This is a genomic window from Ignicoccus sp. (assembly GCF_056435145.1).
The window spans coordinates 1-22,488 of record NZ_JBWNMZ010000012.1; the positions used below are offsets into that span (position 1 = coordinate 1).

The window sequence follows — 22,488 nt, forward strand, 5'->3', positions numbered from 1 at the left end:
GGCCCGGCCACAGCGACCGGGCAACACCCGGACCCATTTCGAACCCGGAAGTTAAGCCGGTCGCGCGGGGTCCGGCGGTGGCGTCCGAGAGGCGCCGCAGCCGCCCCGTGCTGGGACCGGGCCTCTAACCGTTTAACGCCCCAAGCCACACCCCCTCGGGGTTCTCTAAGGGTGTGGACCTTAGAGATCTTACAAAGAATAGAAGGAGAGGAGGACATATTCTCGATAAGGAAGAATCTAAACTTAAAGGAATACGAATTTCGCGCAGCCATTAAGACACTAAAAAGTTTAGGTATCCCTATCGTGAGGAGGGGCAAATACTACGTAATAGTTGACCGTCAACCACAAAGGTTAGCATACAAGAACATTAGCGAACTCCTAATAATAATGAAAGAGACAGTAAAAGTATTGCGATTTTTGTATGGAGACGAGGTCCATTACCTCTGGCCCAATAAGGTAATGAGAGGAAAGGAGGTGCTCATCGAACTTGTAGGGAACGACGTAGTTCACAACCTTCCCTCCTACATTTACTTCGTCATAACAACAAGGGCCAATACTTCGCTCAAAAATAGGAGGCGATTCTCTGAGGTGATCAGGACGTTAAACGCGTTGTTGTATCCCGACGAAGTATCAATAAAGCTAAGACAAGGGAACATGATAAGTGGAAAGTTGATTAACATCGACTTCAGTGGCTCGGCCCGCGTAGGTAACATAAGGGTGGGCCCAGATGAGGTGGACAGCGTCTCGCCTCTCTAGCCCCTCACGTAGCCGTAAAAGTTCTTTAACAATCGTATCCCGCTCAAGTAGCTCTTTTCCGGATGAAACTGTGTAGCGCAAACCTTACCAGAGCAGACCAAAGCCGTTATCCTAGCCTCTCCGTACTCTGTCACTGCCTGCTCTTCACTTCTTCCTTCGTACTCCTTGTAGTAGCTATGTGCGAAATAGAAGTACTCGCCACTTAAGCCTTCGAGCAACGGCGAGTTGCCTACTACTTTGTTCCACCCCATATGTGGGACTTTAGGGACTCCCCTAAGCTTCACTACCTTTCCCTTTAAGATTCCTAGGCCCTTGAGCCCTCCTTCTTCACTCTCTTCGTAGAGCAACTGCATACCTAGGCAAATACCAAACTTGAAGTTATCCGCGTCCTTAACTACATCGATTATGCCTAAGGAGGTCATATTAGTAACAGCAGCCTTATGGGAACCCACCCCCGGCAGGACTACGACGTCGCTCTCCCTCAGCACCCCTTTGTCGTTAGTTACCACTGTTCTAAACCCCGCTTTCTCGAATCCTCTCTTAACGCTGAACAAGTTCCCTATTCCGTAGTTAACTATCGCCGCCAGCACTCACCTTCACCCTCGACCTCCTCTCTAATTCTTCGATAACTTCGGACCACTCCACCCCCGCCAGCGCCAACAGTACCATTAGGTGGTAGATCACGTCTGCAGCCTCATAAATAACTGAGTCCCGGGACTCCGACAGTGAAGCCACGATGAGCTCTACGCTCTCCTCGCCTAACTTCCTGGCGGCGAAAGGTATACCCTTCTTGGCTATCTCAGCAGTATATGAGCCTTGAGGCTTTTCTTCAATTCTCTTTTTCACTACGGACCACAGTTCTGACAAGAAGTCCGTCACGCCTACTTTCCCGTAGCTTGGACATAAAACAGTCTTTTCAAGCACTTGGGTGGGAGTTCCGTAACACACCGTTGCCGGATTGAAAACCTTACATTAATTTATAATTAAGAAGCGTGCACAAGGTCTGTGGGGGCGTAGAATGGAGAGAGTAAGAGACGCTCTCGTGCGAGAAGTTGTAGGTAAAAAGGTGGTCAACGACAAGCTCTACAAGTACATATACTACACCCTACCGCTAAACATATACATACCCAAGCACGTGGTACACAAGTACGGGAGGGAATACATAGTCATAATAAACAGTGAGACTGGCGAAATAAGGGCAATGCCCAAAGCACTTTACGAACAGAAGAAGAATAAACAACGCGCCCAAGACTGAAGTGGGAATGACCTAAGAATCCGGGTGGGACCGCCAACGACATTTTGGGGGATGACAAGAGGCCTGTATGGGGACCCTGGAGTTGAAGCCCGACTTCCTAAGACAGATTTTCAATGTAATACTAGCATCTCACTCGTTGGACGAAAGAACTACCAAAGAGGTTAGAAAGCTCGTCTGGATGGCCGAAAACAAGTACAAGTTCTCATCCTTCGACAGCCCGAACCCTATAGAGAGCTTGAAGAAATACTTAGAGAGCGATGACTTCGATGAAGTCTTGACGTTACTGAAGAAGAGGAAGGAAATAATAGAGGAACTAATTACGGCGCTAGAAGCTTACTACGGACCCCAGCTGGCCGAAATTGTGCGCACTAAGTTGTCCAAGTTAAACGAAGGTAGCGAAGAGAGTCCGTAGGTCTTCAATGTCTGCCCACTACATCTCGTTCTTTTTCAAAATTCCTCGTCAAACTCTAGCTCCTCTAACTCTTCCTCCTCCTCAGCCTCTACGTTTTCTAAGACGTCTTCTATGAATTCTTCGTCCTCCGCGGTTGAATATATATCTTCTACTACGTCTATAGCTGTGTACGTGCCGTCCTCCAGTTCTCTTATGCGTCCCTCTTCTAACAGCTTCATCAACGACCTCCTTAGCCTGTCCTCGCCAGCAGTTGCCGAGAACACTTCCTTTAACTCTTTAAACTTCATAGGTTTTTCCTTGAGAATCTCCAATAGCAATTTCTCGAGCTCACTGTCGTCAGGAGCCGCGAACACCTCTATCTCTTCATCCTCGTATATTTTCTCTAGCTCTTCCATTACTTTCTTGTGTGTCTCTTCAACTACCTCTTCCCGGACCTCGTCCTCAGATGCCAAAACCCAAGTCCCCCGTCGTTACGTTATCTTGTCACACACTTTATTAACGATTTCCACAACCGAGTCTTACTAACCCCTACCCTTCCAGTGGAACCCACACTTTTCCCACGCGCGCTCTTTCTGACGCGTCTCCGGTGCATATTATTCTAATATTTTGCAGAGAGGACTTCCCCCGCCGTTTCGACTGTACAGTCTGGCCTCCATATTCCATTGTTCCTTGTTTTGTATAATTTTCTATTCATTAATTCGTGGAGTAATTGCTTTAACATGTTAGTATAAGTCGTCACTCTAAGTTACTAGACTCAAAGGTATTGGAAATATGGTAGAGATTCAAGTACATCAGATTGATAAAAGAATAAATGGAAGAAAGAAAGAAGAAGCATGAAGACGAATATGACCTCTAAGGAGGGAGTGCGCTACCCTTCCACACGAAAGGTACTCTCGCTCATACGAGCGTAAGACGTGAACACGAACGAGATTCTGTCAAGAGGGAGAAGATTATGTGGGAAAAGTGTGGGTTCCACTGGAAGGGTAGGGGTTAGTAATATTCTGGTTCTAATCTCCTCAAGAGGAGTTCGGCATCTTCGAGAGCGAAGTGGAGGTCTAACGACTTAAGAGTCGAAGGAAGCGGAACTCCTTTCCGAGGACTCCACCCCCTTCTCTTATAGTATTCTCTTTTAGAGATTTCCAAGTCTTCCCATGAAACGAACGCTTTGAGGCCAGCGTTCGGCCCCTTGGGCACCGGTTCCATCCACCTAGGCGGTACGGTGTCATCATTACTCGTGTAACCTACTTTGAGTGCCCACAACCGAGCCAAGCTTTCGGTTCTTTGTGACAACTTCCTTAACTCCTCCGTATCATAATCTAAGTCGTAAACAACCTTCAACAGCTCGCTCCAGTCCGGAAAGTCGTAGGCCAAGAATACACACGTCCCCATGTGATCGGCAACGCTTGTCTTGTCTCTATCGTACAGTAAGGAGTCCAACGCCTCTAGCGCGCTCCCCCTGGGAGGTCTGTGGGGACGGGGCCACCCCCTCAAGTGACTGGCCCCGACATCAGCAGTGGCATAGCTCAGCCCAAAGCCGAGCAACCCTCTGGGGTCCCAGGCAGGGGCTTCTAACCCCTTAACGTGAACCGCCCACTCCTTTCCGAAGCCCAATATCTCGGAAGCCCTCTTGACGCCCTCCGCGAGGACGGCGCCTATTCCCCTTCTATAGGCTATTTCCTCTAACAGCTTTCTTTGCCTCTCGCCGTCTCCCCACATCATCACGCCGTTGAGTAAACCTTTCTCTTCGCTTTCCGCCGCCCAGCCTATCACGTTACCTGACGATATGCTGTCGAGGCCAAGATCGTTCACTAATTTAATAGATTTAAGGACGTCCGCTAGTTTGTATATCCCGTCAGCCGCGCCTAGCATACCCAAATGCTCGTACTCGCTTTTGATATTCTCATCCTTTATCACTTTTGAACATTTTATTGGACACATGTAGCCGAATACGGATTGGTCCTCCACTTCGTAGGGGGCCTTTGCAACCTTTGCTACGTTTTCGCCCGTGAGTTCTCCGACGTTCCCCATATGGGGGTACTTGAAGTTGAAGTGTGGCGCCATACCCAACTTATCAGCTGTTACCAGCCCGTTGTTCGTTCCGTATTTGGAGAAGTTGGAACCTAAAGCTTGGAACTTCTTGTAAAGCTTTGTGGCTACTTCCCTCCACGCCTTCCTCCCTAGCGCTGGCTCTGGGAGCGGTCTAGCTGCCTTGACCACTACGGCCTTCAGACCCTTGCTTGCCCATACTGCTCCTATACCGCCTCGTCCTGCGGCTCGATGATAGTCGACGATTACGGAGGCGTACCTAACCTTGTTCTCGGCAGCCGGACCCACTACTGCTACACTGCTCTTTTTCCCGTGCCTCTCTTTCAGTACCTTTGTCGCCTTGGAGGTGCTGTAGCCCCATATGTCATCCGCGTTTAAGATCTCAGCCCCTTCCTCTGTTACGTAGATATAAACTGGTTCTTCGGACCTTCCGGTAATCACTATAGCGTCGTAACCGGCCATCCTCAGTTTGGGCCCTAACACTTCACCGGCGTAGGAGTCGTGGATCAGCCCGGTTAACGGGCTGACGGCACCGAAACACGTCTTCCCGGAAGCCGGCGCATAGCCCGCTAACGCCCCAGCAGCGATTACGGCGACGTTACGGGGGCCGTAAGGGTCTGTGCACGGCTGTGCGTATTTGTATATGAAGTACGTGCAGAAGCCTTTCCCGCCTAGGAACCTAGTGTGGAGATAGTCATCTACATTTAGCTCTTCGAGATTAATTTTAGAGAGGTCAATAAGTAGAACCTTCCTTTCCAAAAACGTATCCCGAGTAATGGACCCCGAGTGCGAAGCTTATGTTGATGCCGTTGCGTCCTCAGAGCTCCAAGCGAGTTGGGCGGCGGCAACGTAGATATCCTCTACGAAGACCGGTTCTGGCAACCTACTCCTCAGAAGTTCTGCTAAGCGCGCCAGGTTACACCAAGCGTCGGGGTCCTCTGGGATTACTCCCTTCAGCCCCACTGCGCACTCTCCGCCTTTACTCCACACGAGGAGCAACGCCTCTCTCGCGCAATAGGTCGCGCCGCCGTAGGTTTCGCACTCCGATAACTTGTTTATTACTTCGTCCTCGCTGAGCTTCTTCACACTCTTGCCCTCCACTAGCCACCAAGAACCATCGTAGGATGACTTCATTAAGACGACCGGTTCGGCGAGGGTGGGATTACACAAAGCTTATCTCCCACTCCTACAGTTAGGGCTGGGTCGTGAGGTTAATTCGGAAGGCCGCTACGGTAATACTATGCCGTACTCCCTCTCTATTAACGAGAGAATGGCCCTCGCAACTCTCCTAGTTTCCTCGGAAACGTCTGGCTTTGTGGCAATCTTTTCTAAGCAATCTAAGTCACTGAGCCTGACGGTCAGTAATTCTCTGACTCTCAATGAGTTCGGTAATAAGTATTCGCACTCCGGAAGGGCGTTGCCATTGGACCTACACTCGATAAACCTGACTATGGCTTGGAAGTAAAAGAACTCGACCATCAGCGCCAGTTCGCAGAACTTGCTACTTAAGTTCAAACCGAAATTGTGACAATACTTATCTATGGATTCGGTGATGTTGCCTTGTGGTACAACGAACAATTTATTTACGATATGTTCTACAGTCTCGAAGTCGCTGGATACTTCCAATATCTTTTCGCGCGCCTCGGCGAGCGACTTAGCTCCCAAGGCTTTCAGAATCTCCAACTCGATTTCCCGCGGACCCTCTAGGAAGAGGGGCAAGTTGCACCTAGTAGCTAGTTCGTTCGCGCTTCTGTACGATACGCCTTCCAAGAAGAACGTACTTTGGACGTGCTTGCCGCAGTCTTTAAGATCTTCGCACTTGAGGTACTCCCTCAACCCCTCTAGCGGGGTGGAGGCCGCGTGGCACACCCTAGATCCGTATTTCTCGAGGTCTACACACCTACCTTTGGAAGGCGTGAACTCCAATTCAACTCACGTGTCGGTATCTATAGACAAAATATTAAAATCGATGCGTTGAAGCGTTGTGCAAGCAATTAACCCGGAATGTGCAGGGGTCTGTAGCCGGAGAAGAAGGCCTCTACATCTCTGACGTTTCAGTCGCCCAACGGCTCTTCATCCCACGGGCATTACCATCCGGGGTTAAAGACGTGAGGGTGTTGAGGAGGCCCCTTTCGAAGAAAGAAAAGAAGCTACTCTTAAAAAGGGTGGAGGGCTTACCGTGGGCGAAGTTCTCTCTAGACCAGAAAGTGGAGGAGGTTAAAGTTCGAATCGAAAGAGAGAAAGAGTACTTAGTCTACTTCGTCGATGGGAAACCCGCCTTCTGGTTTAAGGACAACAAGTACATTCCAATTTTGTGTGGGAACGACGTGGAGGGACCCTCTGTAGTGGTAGACAAGGGGGCCGTGCCTTACGTCACTAGAGGGGCAGACGTCATGAGGCCCGGAATAATCTCTTTCCAAGGAGAATTCAAAAAGGGAGACATCGTCATAGTGAGGTCGGAGAACCTAAAGTTTCCCATAGCCGTCGGCACAGCTCTCTATGATAGGGAGGAGGCTGAGAAAATGGAGAAAGGGAAAATTATTAAGAACATACACTACTTGGGGGACGACTTGTTTAAGCTCTGCAAGTCTTGAGCTCCTCCAACTGGCGCAAGACGTAATCTCTAATTTCGCTCAGCTTCGGTAACCTCGTCACTAACTCGCCACCTTCCATGACCTTAGTGAGCATCGGAGTCCCCTTGCCCTCGGAGCCCCAAGGGAGGACCTCGTCTTTGAAGCAGCGGTCTCGGAACAGCTGCTTGAAGCCCGGCAGCTTCCCCCTCTTTGACCTCGGAACCCACTTGCCTCCCTCGAAGACCTCTACCACGTCCGCAGACACGTCCACGCTTGGGGGGAATGCTATGCTGGTACCTACTCCGAAAGCGTCCACGAGGTCCCTCAGCTCTTCTATCTTCTCTTCGTCTAGCCCCCCGCTGACTATTATGGGGACTTCAACGCCGTGTAGCTTGAGCGTCCACTTGACTTCTTCTACTATTGCCTTCATGTTACCCCTCCTAGAGCTCGGGGTGTCGAGCCTCACGCCCTTTAACCTATCTTTTAACACTCTGACTGCTCTGAGGGCGCTCTCCCTTTCGTCGCAGAAGGTGTCGACCAAGGCGATTCTTGGTATCTCTTCTGGCAATGTTTCGTCAAACGCTCTCCAAGCCTCTTCTTCGTCCCCGAATATTACAATTAATGCGTGCGGCATGGTCCCTTGAGGCTTCACCCCCAAGAACTTCTCGCTGAGCGCTCCCGCCACCCCGTCCACGCCACCTATGAACGCCGCTCTGTCGGCAAGCGGTTGTATTGCTGGGTGTAAGGCCCTCAACCCGAAGAACAGTACTCTCTTGTTTCCGGCGGCCAACTTTATTCTTGCGGCCTTGGTCGCTATCGAGGTCGAGTGCCTTACGATTCCTAGGAGTGCGGTCTCCAACTCTCCGAACTCAGAGTACTTGCCTTCGATTACCATGATAGGTTCTTTTCGGAAGAACAACGTCCCCTCGGGTAACGAGTAAACCGTAACGTCCTTCCCCTTTAAGACGTAGAGTAGCTCTTCCAAGCCCGCAAAGACGCCCCACTCGTAACCTCTCGGAAGGCTGTAAGCGTGGAACTCCATCCTAACCTTCTTGTCGTTTCCGCTCTTCTTGATTACTTCTACAGTCCTTTTAAAATATATGTCTGTTGCGTTGCCTGACAGAATATCATCTTCCGACGCCACGTAAAGCTTCATCTTCCTTCACCCATTACGGTAACTATTACTTTTCTCGAGTGACGGGGGCCGTCTAGCTCGACCAAGAAGATGTTCTGCCACGTCCCCCTTACCAGCCTGCCCCCGCTGACCGGGAAACAGCGCGAGGGGCCCACGATTGAGGCCAGAATGTGGGCGTCGGCGTTGTCGTCTATTCTGTTATGCGCCCAGCCCTTGTCTGGGGGGACCAGTTCGGTCAGCGCCCTCACTATATCTGTCATCAAGCCGTATTCGTGTTCGTTCGCTATTATTGCCGCCGTCGCGTGCGGTACAAAGACCATACAAATCCCTTCTCTTACTCCGGACTCAGCCACAGCCCCCTCAACTTCTCTCGTTATATCAATGAGTTCCTTCTTTTTTGATGATGAAAACGTTAGGACCTTTTGGTATACTTTAAAGGTCACGGGGGTTCGCCGGCACTCCAATATAAGTGCGAGTAAATACGTATAACTCGAAAGGGCCTTGATCGTCAGAAAGGTTGGAGAAGGCTTCGTAGTCCATCACTCGAAGTTCGCTTTGTGTATTGACGTAATCGACGAAGTATGCGACTATGCCATAGGAATATTTGATGAGGGAGAGGACTACTACGCGTGTCCGCTGGGCAAGAGGTGTCAACATCCTACAGAAGGGTGGCTCGACCTGCTTCCGTTCTACGCGTTAATAACACCTCAGGGGGCCGTGGTCACGGACGGACGCACGTCGACAGGATTTTGGAGAGTGCCGGAAGCGGTGCACGTAGACTTCATAATAGGCGAGGGCCCATATAAAGGAGAGGTACCCTTTCAAGACATAAGACTCCTTGAGGAAGATGATCACGTTGAACCCTTCGGGGCGCTTGTGCTCCGCTCGGAAGAGGTACACAAGATGAAGCTAGAAGATAGGTGGTTCGAGTTGATCGCTTCTGGAGAGAAGGCAGTGGAGGGTAGAGTTTACGACGAGAAGAGGAAGAGGCTGCGCGTAGGCCACATCGTTCAATTTAAGAGCGTCGCGTCCGGCAAGCTCTTGTACACTAAGGTGAGAAAGTTAGTAGTTTATAAGAATTTTAAAGAGATGTTAGAGAGCGAGGAGAGGGTCTTGCCGGGCCTAAGCGTCGAAGAGGGCATAAAGGTATACGAAAAGTACTACGGACCTGAAGCGGGCCCTGCGTTGGCGATAGGTCTAGAAGTCCTTTGACCACAGTACATCGCTCATAATCTTGTAGGTGAGATTTACGAAGTCGTCAAGAGGGACTAGTTCCAACCGCCACTTACCTACGCCTTCCAAGAGCGGGAGCCTCAGGCGGTCACCCACCCTCTTCTTATCTTTTAATATTAGGGTTCTATACTCCTCTAAACTAAGCCTTGGAGCCTTGACTTCCGTTAATGAGTATTTCGAAAGTACGTTCTCTAGCGCGTCGTAGCAAGATGAGCACCCGCCCACCTTCTCTGCATATAGAGTCTCTACAACCATTCCAAGAGCTACGGCTTCACCGTGAAGGAGTTCGAACCTCGAGGCGGACTCGAGGGCGTGGCCCACGGTGTGGCCGAAGTTCAGTACTTCTCGTACTCCCACCCTTTCCCTAGGATCCTTACTTACTACTTCGAGCTTCGTCCTAGCGCTCTCTGAGATGACCTTTGTGATGTGTTCGTCATCTCTACTCAATATCTTTTTGTCGTTGTCTCTAAGGTAATTTAAGAACTCCGGGTTCAACGTAATTCCGTACTTTATTGCTTCTGCCAAGCTCGACTTGAACACTCTGTCGGGCAATGTATCTAAGAACCTTAAGTCATCTACAACTAACCAAGGGTGGTAGAACGAGCCTAAGACGTTCTTGAAGCCCTCGAAGTTCACTGCAGTCTTTCCACCCAACGAGCTATCTATCATGGCTAGCAACGTCGTGGGGAAGTTAATTAAAGGTAATCCTCTCATATAGATGGAGGCGGCGAACGAGGCCGTGTCGCCCAGGCTGCCTCCGGCCACAACCCCCAAGGCGCACCAGCGGTCGGCTTTTAGCTCCCACAACTTCTTCACTATGTCTAGGGCTACGTTCAAGTCCTTCGATTCTTCTCCATCTTTAACTACTTCCCACGAAGGGAAAACTTTACTAATTTCTTGAATGACCCACGGCGCGCTTCTTGCTATCCCCTCGCCTATTACCGCAAGGCACGGCCTGACGCCTTCTGGCAGAGCCTCTCTCGTCTCTTCAATGACGTTCCTACCGATAATTACCGTATATATGTGTTCCTCGGTTACTGGCACCTCCAGCTTAGACGAGCTCTTCAAAGATCTCCTCCTCCTCGCCCCCTCTACCTATAAACATAGAGGCCAAATACGCTCCGGCCGCCCCTACTAAGACGACGGCTATTAGCAGTATCGGGTTTCCGAAGAGAGTTTCCAGAATCGTAGGGGCCGGTTTTAGGTAAACTATGGGGAGCTGTTTCGTCAATATTACTGAAGACCGGTACTCTTGGTACCCTGGGGCCGTGATGACTATCTCTACCGGCTTGCCTATGTAATACGCGTTCACTTTGATTACGGCCCTCCCGGTCACGTCTGTCATACCTTCCCCTATTACCAACTTTTTCTGTTGAACGTAGTATATCTTGATTACAGCCTTGGCAACAGGTTTATTCGTCCTTACGTCCAACACCCTTATCGTAACTACCGTTTTGGTAGGCGTCAAGGGTACTTCTACCTTAGCATTCGTCGGAACTATGAAGGTAGTGCTCCCAGTCGCCGCCTTCTCTCTCGTCGCAGAATAGCAAGTCAAGGATGCCATGTAAGTGCCTCTCGGAAGCTTTATCGTGGTTTGGAGGGTAGGTTTGGTAATTCTGGGCAACGGTAAGGGTTCGAAGAGCGGGCCGCCCCGAACTTGTCCTTCGCAGTAAAATATGAACTCGTAGAGCAACTTATCGTCTGTTTTAGCCTTAATAACCACGTTGAAAGACTTATGAGCTATGGTGAGTTGCAAAACCTTTGTGTTATCTGAAATAGTTACGGTAGTACTTAGGGGTTCGTAACCTTTAGCGATCACGCTCAACTTATAGGTACCCGGCGGGACGCTTATGGTGTTGTTCTGACTCGTTAAGCTGAATTTGAGCTTCAAACCGAGGGCTTGGTTCACCAACGTTATGTTAAACGCTGGAACCAAATTCTTAAGTTCGTCGAATACCATGACACGGATTTTGAGCGTCCTTAACTTGAGAGGTATAGTCAAAGTCACACTTCTCGATATGTTGTAGGTTTGCTCGAAAGGTAGGTAGTTCTTGGCCAACACCTTTATTGAATATGTGTCTGGCGGCAACGTAACCAATATAGTTCCGGATGCGGGGTTCTTGATGATCTTAGATAGCCCGCTCGTGAGAGACGTTATCGACACTAATGAAGGTATGACTAACCGCCCCGTTAAAGAGTCCTTTATTACTAGCGTTAGGTTATACAGTGTAGGTTCTAAGTACACCTCTTTCACTAACGGTCTGGCCCTGGGGACAACGTTCAACGTCTCGACATGTTTCTTATGCAGTGGCGCCGTTACTTCCAGCTTGTAGGTCCCCGGCAAAAGCACTGCTTTAACCAAGCCGTTTTTGTCGGTTTTCTTCGTTATTGTTATCCTACCTTGAATGGATACGGTTGCTCCAGCAATAGGTCCCTTAGGTATGAACGGCGGAGCTCCCTTACTCAGAACCTTGATCTTTACCTCTGTTCCCTTAACTAACATCTTTATATTTATGATCTTATCTTGGTCAAGTACTAAGTTCCTTATAATAACTGGCTTGTAGTAGTCCTTAACTACTCTTATCATATATGTCCCCTTCTCTAGATGTAGAATCGCAGTGCCGTTGGCGTCTGTGACTTGAGGCCCCAGTTGGATCCTCTTCCCTCTCACCGTGATCCCGCTAACGTATATTAGGGCACCTGATAGCGGCTCATTCGTCTGGGCGTCTATCACCCTTATCTCTAACCTATAAACATAGGGTATGATTACGTCTGGAGATATGTCGACCCTTATTACGGAAGGGTCGAAGTCCGTTCCGGGAGGAGGGGCCCCGACGAACGTTACCACACGTCCGACCCTACTCTTTACGTTTAGTTCGTAGCTGTCGCTCGGCAACGAGACTACCTTCGTCGGTTTTTCCGCACTGAGTTTAATCGTGTATGTGGTGCGAGACGAGAAGGACTTCAAGTTGACGTTTACGGACCTCTCACCGACAACCTCTATGAAGCGTTTGGTGAGTGATATCTGCAAGGCGCTGTGAGGGGAAGCTACGTCTTTGAAGTGGACCGGTTCGTAGCCCAGCTCTTCCGGAAAACATATAAGGGTTGGTGAGGGCACACAAAACATCTTTTCCGATGAGATGGCGAGCATTGGAATCCCGTCTTTGACTCTTAAGGAGATTAGGACGTCGTTCCCGTCTTTTGATGTGGTCGATATCACGTAGGCTTTGTAGCCCAACGGTGAGTTGGAATAACCCAAGAACTTCACTGACTTGGCGCCGGTAACGGCGAATGAAACGTTGTTTGTTAACTCAACGTACCTTATAGTGTCGTCTTTTTTGTCAATTATCACAAGCGACGTGTTCAGTAAGGAAGCATTACCTCTCAACTTAACGCAGCTGAGGAGACGAGGTCCTCCCCTCCAAGCTATTTTTGCCAACGTAGAGCCGTGTAGGTGTTTCAGTAACACAAAGGTAGTGTTATTTATAAATGATTCTTGAAGCCTTGAGATGTTGGTCTTGCAAGCTCCGGCCAGCTTCCAAATAGGATAGAAAATGAGGCCCTTGGGGGAGAACACGCCGAAGCTTCTTGCGGGAACTCGGTAAACCTCTAGCTTTGTGGGGCACACTTCCAAGAGTCTCCCAGCGCTCGTGAACCAAGAGCAAGCTCCAGACCTCCCGGCCGGTCTGAAGTCTTTCGAGTTGAAGCTCATCTTATGTAAGATATCCAGTGCGTTGTTAGTAACTAGTATTGAGGTGGCAGTAATTATGATTATCCTGGTGCTGTTTTGTTGAAGCACCCACACTACGTTGGCTATCTTTCTCGAAGATGTTAGCGTAACGCCATCGTCCGTAATAGTGTACCTGGCGAGTTCCCCGCCGGAATAGATGAAGAGGACGTTCGGATAGGAGAACCAGAATTTTTCTGGCATCACTATTCTGCCGTTCATGACTTCGCGTTCGTACGCGTCCGTCGCTTTCACGATGGTGAGGTTAGCGAGCGATACCGTATATTCCAAAGCTAGTGCGGAGAGCGCTGCTAATGTTAATAATAACGCTAGCCTCATTACTTTCTTCCACGTGGTCTCCGTTATCCTTGCTTTCAAAAACCTTAGGTGCTGGGAGCGCGGAGCTTAGCGGAACTTGTAAATTACGGCTACTCCTAGGAAGGGGAGTACCTTATTGTTAGGGAGGTAAAGGCGATCTAGGACGACGCCTTCCAGCTTTAAATTGCCGAACCCTATGTCCTTCTCTATCTTATGGCCTAACGAGTCTAGCACGGTGAATCCCTTCTCCTTTAATCCCAAATATATCATTTTGTAAAGGTTAACGTCGTTGATATTGTAAAGCGGGCGCGGAGTTACGACCTCGACGCTCCTCAATAACACCGAGCCCCTCTGTGGAGTTCTAATCAAAACTCCACCTCGAGTAGGCATGATCTCCTTAGGACTGTCCACGACGAGTGTGATCCGTCGTCCGCCTTCGGTGATGCCTATCACTATATATTTGGTATTTATGTATTTACTAAATATAGTTGAGTCATCGAACCCAGCTATCCTAAACATCCATACAGATTTGGCGAAGTCGCCGGCCTGAGGTATTAAGATTACCGTTTTATTTGACAAGAGGGGAAACACCTCGTAAGCAAAGATGCACGTATCCTTCTTTGGGAGCTTGAACTCTTTTAGCACCATTAGTAAGTTGTTCTCATTACCTATAAGCGCCTTCGCTACTTGCGCTATTTTCGTTGCGTTGAGCGTGGCCGGGTCCACTACAGTAGTCTTGTTGGCAACCGTACCTATCATGTAGCCGTAGTCCCACCATGCCAAGACGAACTTGCACTTGCTTTCGATAACTTTCGTGGCGTGCGGGAAGAGGGGACTGTAGAAGGCCGTACCGGCGGAGAGGAACGAAGGCGGCGGGTAGTTTATAGCATAGCTTATCCCGGCGTACGACCCGCTCGCTAAGAACGTTACTATGATTAGCGATAAGGATAGCCAGAATACTTTTATCACACCGCTCTTTTCATTTATTGTTTGTTTCAACGCCCAGAACATGGCCAAAGCGCCCGCCATTGCACTGAAGTAGCCCACTGTCGTAAGCATGTAAACCGATACGTTCGTAAGTACCAAGTAGGTTGCAAACAATCCGAGGGCTATTATTGGAAGGGAACGTAATAGTTCATCTTTGCGACCCTTGATGTATTCTTGTAACGCAATGAGTAAGGCAATGGGGGCGGCGAGGCCTATGCCGAGGACATTTACCAAGTCGATTGGCGAAAACACGTTGAATATGCCTTGATGTTCAGCAACGCTCCTAGCTAATGGGTTCTCTATCTTTCGGGTCCACGGCATTACCATCATTATGTACCTCGCGTTTAAATAAGTTCTCAGGACGTAGGGATGTGTAACGGCCAATATTATTGCAAGTATAACTACTACTAACGCGAGGCTCCAGAACTTTAGTCTGTTTTTGTACTCAAACTTATTCAACACTAAGATTTCGGCAAGTACAAATACTATTGATAATAAGTACAGAAACGCAGCGAAGGCCCAGATCTTATGCATCCATATGGTTGTTATCCACCTAGAGGTAATGAAGAAGGTGAATGCAGAGATTAATAAGAATACAACGACGTTTTTGAGTATAGCTACGTTATCGGTAAAGAATAGGATCAGCATTGAAAATATAGATACAACTGCTAGGAATGTGAGAAAACCTCCCCAGAAGGCCGACGCGAGCATTAGTGCAACCCCTCCCAAGGCCCCAAGGGCAGCGGTTGTGGTCGGGCTCGTTTCAGACCTCCTCAGCACTAAGGCAAGCGCTAGCAAGAACAGAGTACCGAAGAACAAACACGGCGCCATCTTCTCTACGAAGCTCGCTATGCTCCTTTGCATGAAGGCGTATTGATATCCCGTTGAAGTAGCCATCAAGAGCGCGAGAGACGGGCCCCCTATGACGTAGCCTAGAACAGCCGAAGCTGTTATGGCCAACGTACCGTAGAACGCCGGGATTATCCCTACCCAATCTACGAGCCGCAGCCCTAACGTCCTTGCTATTGGGTACGCGAGAGCTCCGGTGAACGACAGCCCCGGAGTTTCGGTCTTCCTTACGTCCCTCCCTTCTGGCCACCACCACAAGTATCTAGTATTCTCAGGGGTCAGTTGGTACCAGTAATCTATGCCTCTTTTGTAGAGGACCTTTGAGAGCCAGTACTCGAACATGCTGTCGTCGTATTGTAACCAAATGCCGTAGTGAGAGTACTTGAAGTAGGGAATAAGCCTAATATAGGCCGAGAAGAATATGACTAATACAGTTAGTATTAAAATGATAGATTTTCCGTGCCTTATTATTATTTTATTCAACTTTTGCCCTCTCACTTATCCTTGAGAAAGTTTTTGTAGCTATGTTCCCTTCCGAGGGCTCTGGAGCAAACGCGATGACTACAGGTCCCCTTTCTAAGACAATTGTACAACTGTCGAGGCTGGAAGTTTGTCGCAACGCCTCCAGTTACTGGTCGTTCTCGGCAACTTTGATTCTCCTTCTCGACTTGTTGATAGCTCCGAGCTTGGTCGAAATCACGAACTTTGCCCTTGTCTTTACATTTTTGGTTTTGAGGATCTTTCTATTCTTTCTATTAAGCGTGGATCGCGTAGCTGAAAACGTGTCGTACGCCATAAGGGTAAACTGGGAGTTGATTAAGGTGTTGAGAGACTCTGCTAAGGTTGTCAAGGTCTACAGAATCTTGGTCGCTATATTCTCTTTATTTGCAATCACGTTGCTGTTCTTATCATACCATCTGTTTGTATCAAGTGCGAGATATTGGAACTTAACGATGTTGAATCTTGTGATCGTAATTAATATGTTGAATTCATTGCTATATTCACTAATAATACGGCCTAAGGCTATCGCCTTAGGAGCTCTCGCCGCCTCGACCGCTTCTATTATAGATACAATCTCCATGTATTTTATAACAAAAAGGCCTTCGGGACTAATCCTCAGCGAGGCCTTAGCGGTTTCTGACGTCTTCGTGATATTAGGAATGAACTTGTTGGGGGTGACGTTGTGTCAAAATGCAGAGAGTTAATAAAAGAGTTTGGATCCCTCAAGGTAACGACGACTCGGCTAGCAATACTGTTTTACCTTATGGTGAACAAGTGGAGCAAGTTGGGGGATATAGCTAAACACTTAGGTTTGACTAAGTCAACGGTCTGGAAACACTTGAAGGAGATGCAAGAAGAAGGGTTAGTAAAAGTCAAGTATAGTTTAGGTCGGCATCCCCAGATGAACATCGCTTTGACCGAAAAGGGTGCGAGGCTGGCACTCCATTACGCGGGATTACTAGAGAAAATCATAGAGTGCTTGGGGAGCGAGGGAGAAAAGAGCGGAGAAGGGGAGAGCGAGGGCGCCGAAGAGTATGATGAAAGCAAAGATAGGTCTGGAGGTTCACATTCAGTTGACCAAACTTAAGACCAAGCTCTTCTGTTCGTGTCCCTCGGACTACAGAGACAAGCCCCCTAACACAGTTGTCTGTCCGATTTGTTTAGGGCTTCCGGGGGCGCTCCCGAAGCTTAACGAAGAGGCCGTAAAGATGGCTTTAGCTCTCTGCTTGAGTTTGAAGGGAAAGGTAAACGACAAGATAGTGTTCGCCAGAAAGCACTACTTCTACCCAGACTTACCTAAGGGGTACCAAATTACTCAGTTCAGCTCGCTCGGCTCTTCGCCGGTGTGCGAGGGCGGCCAGCTCGTCTTGAGGGTTGGTGAAAGAGAAAAGGTCGTTCGCATTCGAAGGCTACAGTTAGAAGAAGATCCCGGGCGCATCGTGTGGCCGCGCGGGAGGGCATCGGAATACGTGCTAGTCGATTACAACAGGTCTGGCATAGCTCTGATAGAGCTTGTCACCGAGCCTGATCTCGAGAGCCCTGAAGAAGCGAGAGCTTTCGTAGAAAAGTTGAGGAGCTTAGTAGAACATCTGGGCATATGCGATTGCAACCTAGAGGGCTCCATGAGGGTTGACGCTAACGTGAGCGTTGAAGGCGGCGAAAGGGTTGAGATAAAAAATATAGGTTCTGTTAAGGACGTTGAGAAAGCACTAAAGTTCGAGATAACACGTCAGAGCACTTTGCTAGCACAAGGCGGGAAGGTGAAGAGGGAGACGAGACATTGGGACGCCGGTCGAAGGGTGACCGTGAGCGCGAGGAGTAAGGAACTAGAGGAAGAGTACAGATATATGCCGGAACCCAACATTCCACCCTATCTGGTTAAAGAGGACCTCGTCAAGCGGATTGAGGAGGAGCTTCCAGAGCTCCCGGACCAGAGGATAGAGAGGATGGTTAGGGAGTATTCGCTTAACGAGTACCTAGCCTCCGTATTAGTGACCAGAGACAAGAGGTTGGCCGATTTGTTTGAAGATGCAGCCAAGTTCTACAAAAACTACAAGAGGTTGGCAAGCTTACTCGTAGTCGATTATCTAAGGTGGACAGAGGAGTTGAACGTCCCTCTGGGTATGTGTGTCAACGCTCGGTGGTTTGCTGAGCTCCTTTCATACGTCGATGAAGGGAAAATAACTCTGGAGCAAGCGAGAGAAATAGTCTTGCCTTCTATGTTAAGAGAGTGTAAGGATCCCTCGAAGGTGATTAAAGAGAAGGGAATAGGCGTTCTCAAAGATACGGATAGGATAGTAAGTATAGTAAAGAAAGTCATAGGTGAAAATCCAAAGGCTGTCGAGGATGCGAGGAAGAATCCTAAAGCTATAAACTTCCTGGTTGGACAAGTGATGAAAGCGTTGGGCGGGAAGGCAGATCCGCGCGCCGTCCGCCAAATAATAGAGAAGGAGTTGGGGATGAGCGTTCGCCACGGATCTGAGGAGTGATGTCGACCCGTGTTAGCGACCCACAGTTATATATCGACTACGAATTTAACCTTCCAACAGTTATCTTCTTTCTTTATTTCCATCTCGGCATATGTCATTGCCTTTACTATAGTGCCGTACTCGTGTTTTGAGGAGTCGAATTTCTCGCCGCACGCCACTCCTTTTAATTTTATCCTGCCTCCTTCTTCAACGATCTTCACGTCAAACTTAGAAAATACCATGCCTTCTGCGTCAAAGTATAATAGGAGGTCATCTATCCATTTGTACAAGGCTTGTTCTAGGTCGTCGGCCTCTTCCGCTACCTCTCTACACTCACGGGGCTCTACCCGATTCACGTCGGTTATTATATTAAATACGCCCTTAGCTGCGTTAGCGAAGGCTTCCTCTAACGTTTCGCCGTAGCCAACGACTATAATGTCCGCAGTGTGGGGGAGGTACTCAAACTCCTTTGGACATGCCATGACGCAGTCCCCTCGCCTCCGCCACCGCGTGTCTAGCCACGGGCAAGAATAGTTTGAGGGCAGTCTCTACGGCGTCGGGGCTTCCCGGCGTGACCATGAGTAGCAACTTAGAGTAGACCCACAAGCCGGCCCTCGTGAGAATTGCTATAGAACCCTTTCTTTGAAACGTGATGTATCTGAAAAGCTCGCCGAAGCCGGGCACTTCCTTGTCAGCTACTCCCTCAATAACGTCCACGGTTAGATCGTTAGGTCCTAGTCCGGTACCACCTACAAACAGGACCACGTCGACCGGAGAATCTTTGACCTCTTCAAGCGTCTTCAGAATTACGTCTTTACTGTTAGGTACGAAAGAGAAATATGTTACCTCATGCCCGCTCTCAGTAATTATCTTTTTGGCTAACTTGCCGCTGAGGTCATCTCTGCGCCTTTCATAAACCGCGTCAGATACTACGACTATGCCAAAACGGACCCTCTCAGGCCCGAAGCGCTCGTGTTCGTGCATAGCACAGCTCCGAGGTGGTCCGAGTGATGGAAGAAAATGAAGTTCACGAGATAGAAACTGTAGCAGAGGATAACGAGGAAAGGATCGAGGAGGACGAGGTGGTAATCGCTTATCCTCAAAGTACTGCGGAAATGGACAAGGAAGAGGCTATAATAATAGTGCGAGACTCGCTCAAGTGGTTATCTAGGCTGGAAAAGTTAGAAAAGGTCTTACGAGAGGAGATGGTGGTCAAACCTTGGATGACAGAAGTCATAAGCGAAGAATTGAGAGAAGTGCGAAAAGAAATCGAAAGGACGTTGTGGAGGCTAGGTCGAGCATTGAGCGCAGTTAAGGTTGATCAAGAGGTATCCTACGAACTAATTAACCGTGCAACGAGGGCGGCGCGCGGAGCTGAGCCTAAGGGGCCCACAAGGCCTTGGCTCATAGTAGAACTTCTTAAAAGGTATAAAGTTTAGGTGAATGATCATGAGTAAGGCCGACGGCAACCTGGTAGATCTAGCCGATAAGATAAAATCACTACTACCTAAGGAATTGGAAATAGTGAAGGTAGAGTACGAAGGTCCAGAAGTGGTAGTCTATGCCAAGAACTTGTTACCGGTTTACGAAGATCCAGATATGATAAGGAAGGTTGCGAGGGCCGTTCGTAAGAAGATCGTCGTCAAGCCAGACGAGAGTGCGCGTAAGTCTAGAAAGGAAGCAGCTGAACTAATAAATAAAATAGTCGGGGAAGACGGCGAGATCGTCGAGCTACAGTTCGAACCTTCCACGGGAGAAGTGATCATAATAACGAACAAACCCGGATACGTGGTCGGCAAAGGGGGGCACAGGCTCAGGAAGATCCTAACGGCGACGGGCTGGAAGCCTGTAGTTATGAGGAATCCCCCGCTCAAGTCCAACGTAATCAGCTCCATTCGTACCTTTTACCGTGAAAACACCAAGCGTAGGTTAGAGGCTCTGTTGGAGATAGGGAACAGAATCCACAGGCCCCTCCTATTCAAGTCAAATTACGTCAGGATGACGGCTCTGGGAGCCTTTAAGGAAGTTGGTCGTTCAGCTATATTACTGGAAACAAAGGAATCCAAAGTATTGTTGGACTTCGGAGCCAACGTGGGGTCTTATGATCCCCAAAAGCACTTCCCGAAGGTAGAGGACGTCCCTATAGATGAATTGGACGCGGTAGTAGTCACTCACGCCCACTTGGACCACTGCGGGTTGGTTCCGTGGTTGTACAAATACGGATACCGGGGGCCGGTTTACGTCACTCAGCCCACCAGGGACTTGATGTACTTAGTACAGAAGGATTACATCGAGGTCGCGCGGAAAGAAGGGAAGCCGGTACCGTATACCGAGAGTGACATAAACAGCATGCTTCTTCGAACGATTGCCCTAAACTACGGAGAAGTGACGGACATAGCTCCAGACATCAAACTGACCTTCTACAACGCTGGCCACATACTAGGAAGCGCTATGGCCCACCTCCACGTAGGCGAAGGACTGTTCAACCTAGTTTATACGGGCGACTTCAAGTACGGCTACACGAGGCTATTGGACAAGGCAAACACGCAGTTCCCTAGAGTAGAGGCAGTAATAATGGAGAGCACCTACGGGACACAAGACCTCCCTCCAAGGGAGCTGGCTGAGAGGTTACTCATAGATATAATAAATAAAACCATAGAGAGGGGAGGCTTCGTCCTGATCCCCGTGCTTGCGGTGGGGAGAGCCCAAGAAATACTGCTGTTGCTAGTAGATGCCATTCAGAATAAGGTGGTAAAGAGTCCAGAGGGAAGTGACGTACCGATATACCTGGACGGTATGGTATACGAAGCCACCGCTATACACGCGGCCTATCCCGAGTGGTTGGCGAGGAGCGTAAAGGAGAGGATAATTAGGGGCGAGAACCCATTCCTCGCCGAGTTCGTCCACAAGGTCGAGTCCGTTTCGATAGAGGGAGGCATATCGAGGGAGGAGGTTTTGGAGTCTGAACCGGGGATAATATTGGCAACTTCGGGCATGCTCGCCGGTGGCCCTTCCTTAGAATACTTCCGGAAACTCGCACCGGATTCCAAGAATTCAATAGTGTTCGTAGCCTACCAAGCAGCCGGGACGCTGGGGCGAACTCTAAAGGAAGGCGCCGATAGAGTTGAAATAGCAGTCAACGAGGGCGGCAAATCAAAGCTTTACCAAATAGAAGTCAAGAGCCACGTGTTCTCAGTAGAGGGCTTTTCGGGTCACAGCAGCCGGTCGGAGTTGATAAACTGGGTTAAGTCTGTGAGCCCGAGGCCGAAGAATATAATACTCAACCACGGTGAGCCCAGCAGGATAGAGGGCCTCGCCAAGGTTCTCGGTAGGACCGTGGGAAGAGGGATGAAAATATACACTCCAAACATTAGGGATAGTATTGTGTTTGTGGAGAACGATCTCTGACACGTTACTGCCCTTCCAGTTCGTCTCCTTCCTCCTCATAGAGTTCAGTCCGTCCCCAACCGGAGACTGCCAAGCGCCCGCCATTCCAGTCACCACTCTCGACCCCCCTAGGCCCCCTTCCGGCTAGGACCTCCTCTCCGCGTTCGTTATAGAGCGATAAGACTCCATCCCAGCTGCCGACGTAGAGACCCCGACACCCTTCCCTCCAAGCGACCAACCGGACGTCCAAGTAGTTGCCTTTGCTCCACACCACCTCCAAGTCTTCATTCAATACGAACACCCCTCCTGGCTCGAAGGTGCCCACTGCAACCATCTTGTTACAAGGTCTGACTACGTTAACATTTTCTGCCATCTTTATTCTCTTTATGAAGTTCAAATCTCTATCGAAGACGTATAAATACCCGTCAAAGCTTGCAGCCAAGACCTTGTCGAACCACCAGCTTACGTCATATACGTGCCCTCCTACGTTTACTTTCTTCAACACTCTCTCATCAGAAATGAGGTAGAGAGCACCGCAACAACCTCCCGCTACGACGCTTCCGTCTTTATAGTCTAGCGAAAAAAGGCCGAAATCCGTGTTTATCTCTTTAACTCCCTCGCTGTTCACTACAATTAACTTTTTGTCCTCAGCAGCTATCATTATGCGGTCGTCTACTTTCTTAACAGAATATATGGGAGCCTCGTGGGTGAAAATCAGTGAAGCATTTCCTTCACTATCAATTGATATCAATCTGTTTTCGTTTGCTAACAACACCCTATTTTCAACTATCTTAGTGTCGTATATGTGGCCGGGAAGCTCTACTATCCACTTTCTCTTCAA

Annotated in this window: 25 protein-coding genes and 1 rRNA gene; 11 read left to right on the forward strand and 15 right to left on the reverse strand. The window is 49.1% G+C overall.

The genetic code is table 11. From position 1 onward, the window contains the following. Positions 1-4: 4 nt before the first annotated feature. Positions 5-103 (forward strand): 5S ribosomal RNA (rrf, locus tag AC1HCZ_RS04140). Positions 104-171: 68 nt separating this feature from the next. Beyond that, the gene (locus tag AC1HCZ_RS04145; protein ID WP_479462288.1) at positions 172-756 is read left to right on the forward strand and encodes a hypothetical protein; all 585 of its coding nucleotides are present in this window, start codon (positions 172-174) and stop codon (positions 754-756) included. On the opposite strand, the gene hisH is transcribed toward AC1HCZ_RS04145, so the two are convergent. Further along, positions 753-1,346, reverse strand: a complete 594-nt coding sequence (hisH, locus tag AC1HCZ_RS04150; RefSeq protein ID WP_479462289.1) for an imidazole glycerol phosphate synthase subunit HisH — start codon at positions 1,344-1,346, stop codon at positions 753-755. The two genes, AC1HCZ_RS04145 and hisH, sit on opposite strands and share 4 nt — an antisense overlap. After that, positions 1,327-1,635 (reverse strand): phosphoribosyl-ATP diphosphatase, encoded by a 309-nt coding sequence (hisE, locus tag AC1HCZ_RS04155; RefSeq protein ID WP_479462328.1) that lies wholly within the window; start codon positions 1,633-1,635, stop codon positions 1,327-1,329. The genes hisH and hisE overlap by 20 nt, the downstream gene beginning before the upstream one ends. Positions 1,636-1,774: 139 nt before the next feature. Here hisE and AC1HCZ_RS04160 point away from each other — a divergent pair, with 139 nt between their 5' ends. Continuing rightward, positions 1,775-2,011 carry a hypothetical protein gene (locus tag AC1HCZ_RS04160; protein WP_479462290.1) on the forward strand — a complete coding sequence of 79 codons (237 nt, stop codon included), beginning with the start codon at positions 1,775-1,777 and terminating at the stop codon, positions 2,009-2,011. 82 nt (positions 2,012-2,093) lie between these two features. Beyond that, the gene (locus AC1HCZ_RS04165) at positions 2,094-2,423 is read left to right on the forward strand and encodes a hypothetical protein (protein WP_479462291.1); all 330 of its coding nucleotides are present in this window, start codon (positions 2,094-2,096) and stop codon (positions 2,421-2,423) included. 35 nt (positions 2,424-2,458) lie between these two features. On the opposite strand, the gene AC1HCZ_RS04170 is transcribed toward AC1HCZ_RS04165, so the two are convergent. The 4 genes from AC1HCZ_RS04170 to AC1HCZ_RS04185 form a co-directional block, all read right to left on the reverse strand. Then, a complete protein-coding gene (locus AC1HCZ_RS04170; RefSeq protein ID WP_479462292.1) occupies positions 2,459-2,875 on the reverse strand; it encodes a hypothetical protein in 417 nt (138 codons plus the stop codon). 538 nt (positions 2,876-3,413) lie between these two features. Continuing rightward, positions 3,414-5,228: an aldehyde ferredoxin oxidoreductase family protein gene (locus tag AC1HCZ_RS04175; protein WP_479462293.1), complete on the reverse strand. Its 1,815-nt coding sequence runs from the start codon at positions 5,226-5,228 to the stop codon at positions 3,414-3,416. Positions 5,229-5,264: 36 nt separating this feature from the next. Next, on the reverse strand, positions 5,265-5,639 hold the full coding sequence (locus AC1HCZ_RS04180; protein ID WP_479462294.1) for a hypothetical protein: 375 nt from the start codon (positions 5,637-5,639) through the stop codon (positions 5,265-5,267). Positions 5,640-5,696: 57 nt separating this feature from the next. After that, positions 5,697-6,395, reverse strand: coding sequence for a hypothetical protein (locus tag AC1HCZ_RS04185; RefSeq protein WP_479462295.1), 699 nt, complete (start codon positions 6,393-6,395; stop codon positions 5,697-5,699). Positions 6,396-6,577: 182 nt separating this feature from the next. On the opposite strand from AC1HCZ_RS04185, the gene AC1HCZ_RS04190 reads away from it, so the two are divergent. Then, positions 6,578-7,063, forward strand: coding sequence for a DUF1947 domain-containing protein (locus AC1HCZ_RS04190; RefSeq protein WP_479462296.1), 486 nt, complete (start codon positions 6,578-6,580; stop codon positions 7,061-7,063). Here AC1HCZ_RS04190 and AC1HCZ_RS04195 read toward each other — a convergent pair. Together AC1HCZ_RS04195 and AC1HCZ_RS04200 are read right to left on the reverse strand one after the other, a co-directional pair. Next, positions 7,044-8,198, reverse strand: a complete 1,155-nt coding sequence (locus AC1HCZ_RS04195) for a nicotinate phosphoribosyltransferase (protein WP_479462297.1) — start codon at positions 8,196-8,198, stop codon at positions 7,044-7,046. The two genes, AC1HCZ_RS04190 and AC1HCZ_RS04195, sit on opposite strands and share 20 nt — an antisense overlap. Continuing rightward, a complete protein-coding gene (locus AC1HCZ_RS04200) occupies positions 8,195-8,620 on the reverse strand; it encodes a secondary thiamine-phosphate synthase enzyme YjbQ (RefSeq protein WP_479462298.1) in 426 nt (141 codons plus the stop codon). Before AC1HCZ_RS04200 ends, AC1HCZ_RS04195 begins: the two co-directional genes overlap by 4 nt. Positions 8,621-8,678: 58 nt before the next feature. Between AC1HCZ_RS04200 and AC1HCZ_RS04205 the strand changes: the two genes are divergently transcribed. Beyond that, positions 8,679-9,389, forward strand: coding sequence for an ASCH domain-containing protein (locus AC1HCZ_RS04205; RefSeq protein ID WP_479462299.1), 711 nt, complete (start codon positions 8,679-8,681; stop codon positions 9,387-9,389). Here AC1HCZ_RS04205 and AC1HCZ_RS04210 read toward each other — a convergent pair. The 4 genes from AC1HCZ_RS04210 to AC1HCZ_RS04225 all read right to left on the reverse strand — a co-directional run bounded on the left by AC1HCZ_RS04210 (position 9,375) and on the right by AC1HCZ_RS04225 (position 16,087). Beyond that, positions 9,375-10,478 (reverse strand): 3-dehydroquinate synthase, encoded by a 1,104-nt coding sequence (locus tag AC1HCZ_RS04210; protein WP_479462300.1) that lies wholly within the window; start codon positions 10,476-10,478, stop codon positions 9,375-9,377. The genes AC1HCZ_RS04205 and AC1HCZ_RS04210 overlap by 15 nt on opposite strands. After that, complete coding sequence (locus AC1HCZ_RS04215) at positions 10,462-13,515, reverse strand: hypothetical protein (protein ID WP_479462301.1); 3,054 nt, start codon at positions 13,513-13,515, stop codon at positions 10,462-10,464. Before AC1HCZ_RS04215 ends, AC1HCZ_RS04210 begins: the two co-directional genes overlap by 17 nt. Positions 13,516-13,542: 27 nt before the next feature. Next, entirely contained in the window at positions 13,543-15,774 is a 2,232-nt protein-coding gene (locus AC1HCZ_RS04220) for a hypothetical protein (RefSeq protein ID WP_479462302.1), read from the reverse strand. A gap of 145 nt (positions 15,775-15,919) precedes the next feature. Beyond that, the gene (locus AC1HCZ_RS04225; protein WP_479462303.1) at positions 15,920-16,087 is read right to left on the reverse strand and encodes a hypothetical protein; all 168 of its coding nucleotides are present in this window, start codon (positions 16,085-16,087) and stop codon (positions 15,920-15,922) included. Between AC1HCZ_RS04225 and AC1HCZ_RS04230 the strand changes: the two genes are divergently transcribed. The 3 genes from AC1HCZ_RS04230 to gatB are packed head-to-tail and all read left to right on the forward strand — an operon-like array spanning position 16,074 to position 18,281. Next, on the forward strand, positions 16,074-16,496 hold the full coding sequence (locus tag AC1HCZ_RS04230; protein ID WP_479462304.1) for a hypothetical protein: 423 nt from the start codon (positions 16,074-16,076) through the stop codon (positions 16,494-16,496). The genes AC1HCZ_RS04225 and AC1HCZ_RS04230 overlap by 14 nt on opposite strands. Further along, positions 16,475-16,879 carry an ArsR family transcriptional regulator gene (locus tag AC1HCZ_RS04235; protein ID WP_479462305.1) on the forward strand — a complete coding sequence of 135 codons (405 nt, stop codon included), beginning with the start codon at positions 16,475-16,477 and terminating at the stop codon, positions 16,877-16,879. The genes AC1HCZ_RS04230 and AC1HCZ_RS04235 overlap by 22 nt, the downstream gene beginning before the upstream one ends. Then, positions 16,827-18,281, forward strand: coding sequence for an Asp-tRNA(Asn)/Glu-tRNA(Gln) amidotransferase subunit GatB (gene gatB / locus AC1HCZ_RS04240; RefSeq protein ID WP_479462306.1), 1,455 nt, complete (start codon positions 16,827-16,829; stop codon positions 18,279-18,281). Before AC1HCZ_RS04235 ends, gatB begins: the two co-directional genes overlap by 53 nt. A gap of 26 nt (positions 18,282-18,307) precedes the next feature. On the opposite strand, the gene AC1HCZ_RS04245 is transcribed toward gatB, so the two are convergent. Both AC1HCZ_RS04245 and AC1HCZ_RS04250 read right to left on the reverse strand, forming a co-directional pair. Beyond that, the gene (locus AC1HCZ_RS04245) at positions 18,308-18,742 is read right to left on the reverse strand and encodes an archease (RefSeq protein ID WP_479462307.1); all 435 of its coding nucleotides are present in this window, start codon (positions 18,740-18,742) and stop codon (positions 18,308-18,310) included. After that, the gene (locus AC1HCZ_RS04250; RefSeq protein ID WP_479462308.1) at positions 18,720-19,244 is read right to left on the reverse strand and encodes a MogA/MoaB family molybdenum cofactor biosynthesis protein; all 525 of its coding nucleotides are present in this window, start codon (positions 19,242-19,244) and stop codon (positions 18,720-18,722) included. Before AC1HCZ_RS04250 ends, AC1HCZ_RS04245 begins: the two co-directional genes overlap by 23 nt. A 23-nt stretch (positions 19,245-19,267) precedes the next feature. Between AC1HCZ_RS04250 and AC1HCZ_RS04255 the strand changes: the two genes are divergently transcribed. Then, positions 19,268-19,699, forward strand: a complete 432-nt coding sequence (locus tag AC1HCZ_RS04255; RefSeq protein ID WP_479462309.1) for a hypothetical protein — start codon at positions 19,268-19,270, stop codon at positions 19,697-19,699. Positions 19,700-19,709: 10 nt separating this feature from the next. After that, on the forward strand, positions 19,710-21,668 hold the full coding sequence (locus AC1HCZ_RS04260) for a beta-CASP ribonuclease aCPSF1 (protein WP_479462310.1): 1,959 nt from the start codon (positions 19,710-19,712) through the stop codon (positions 21,666-21,668). A 4-nt stretch (positions 21,669-21,672) separates the two neighbouring features. Here AC1HCZ_RS04260 and AC1HCZ_RS04265 read toward each other — a convergent pair whose 3' ends face one another. Beyond that, a complete protein-coding gene (locus AC1HCZ_RS04265; protein ID WP_479462311.1) occupies positions 21,673-22,488 on the reverse strand; it encodes a hypothetical protein in 816 nt (271 codons plus the stop codon).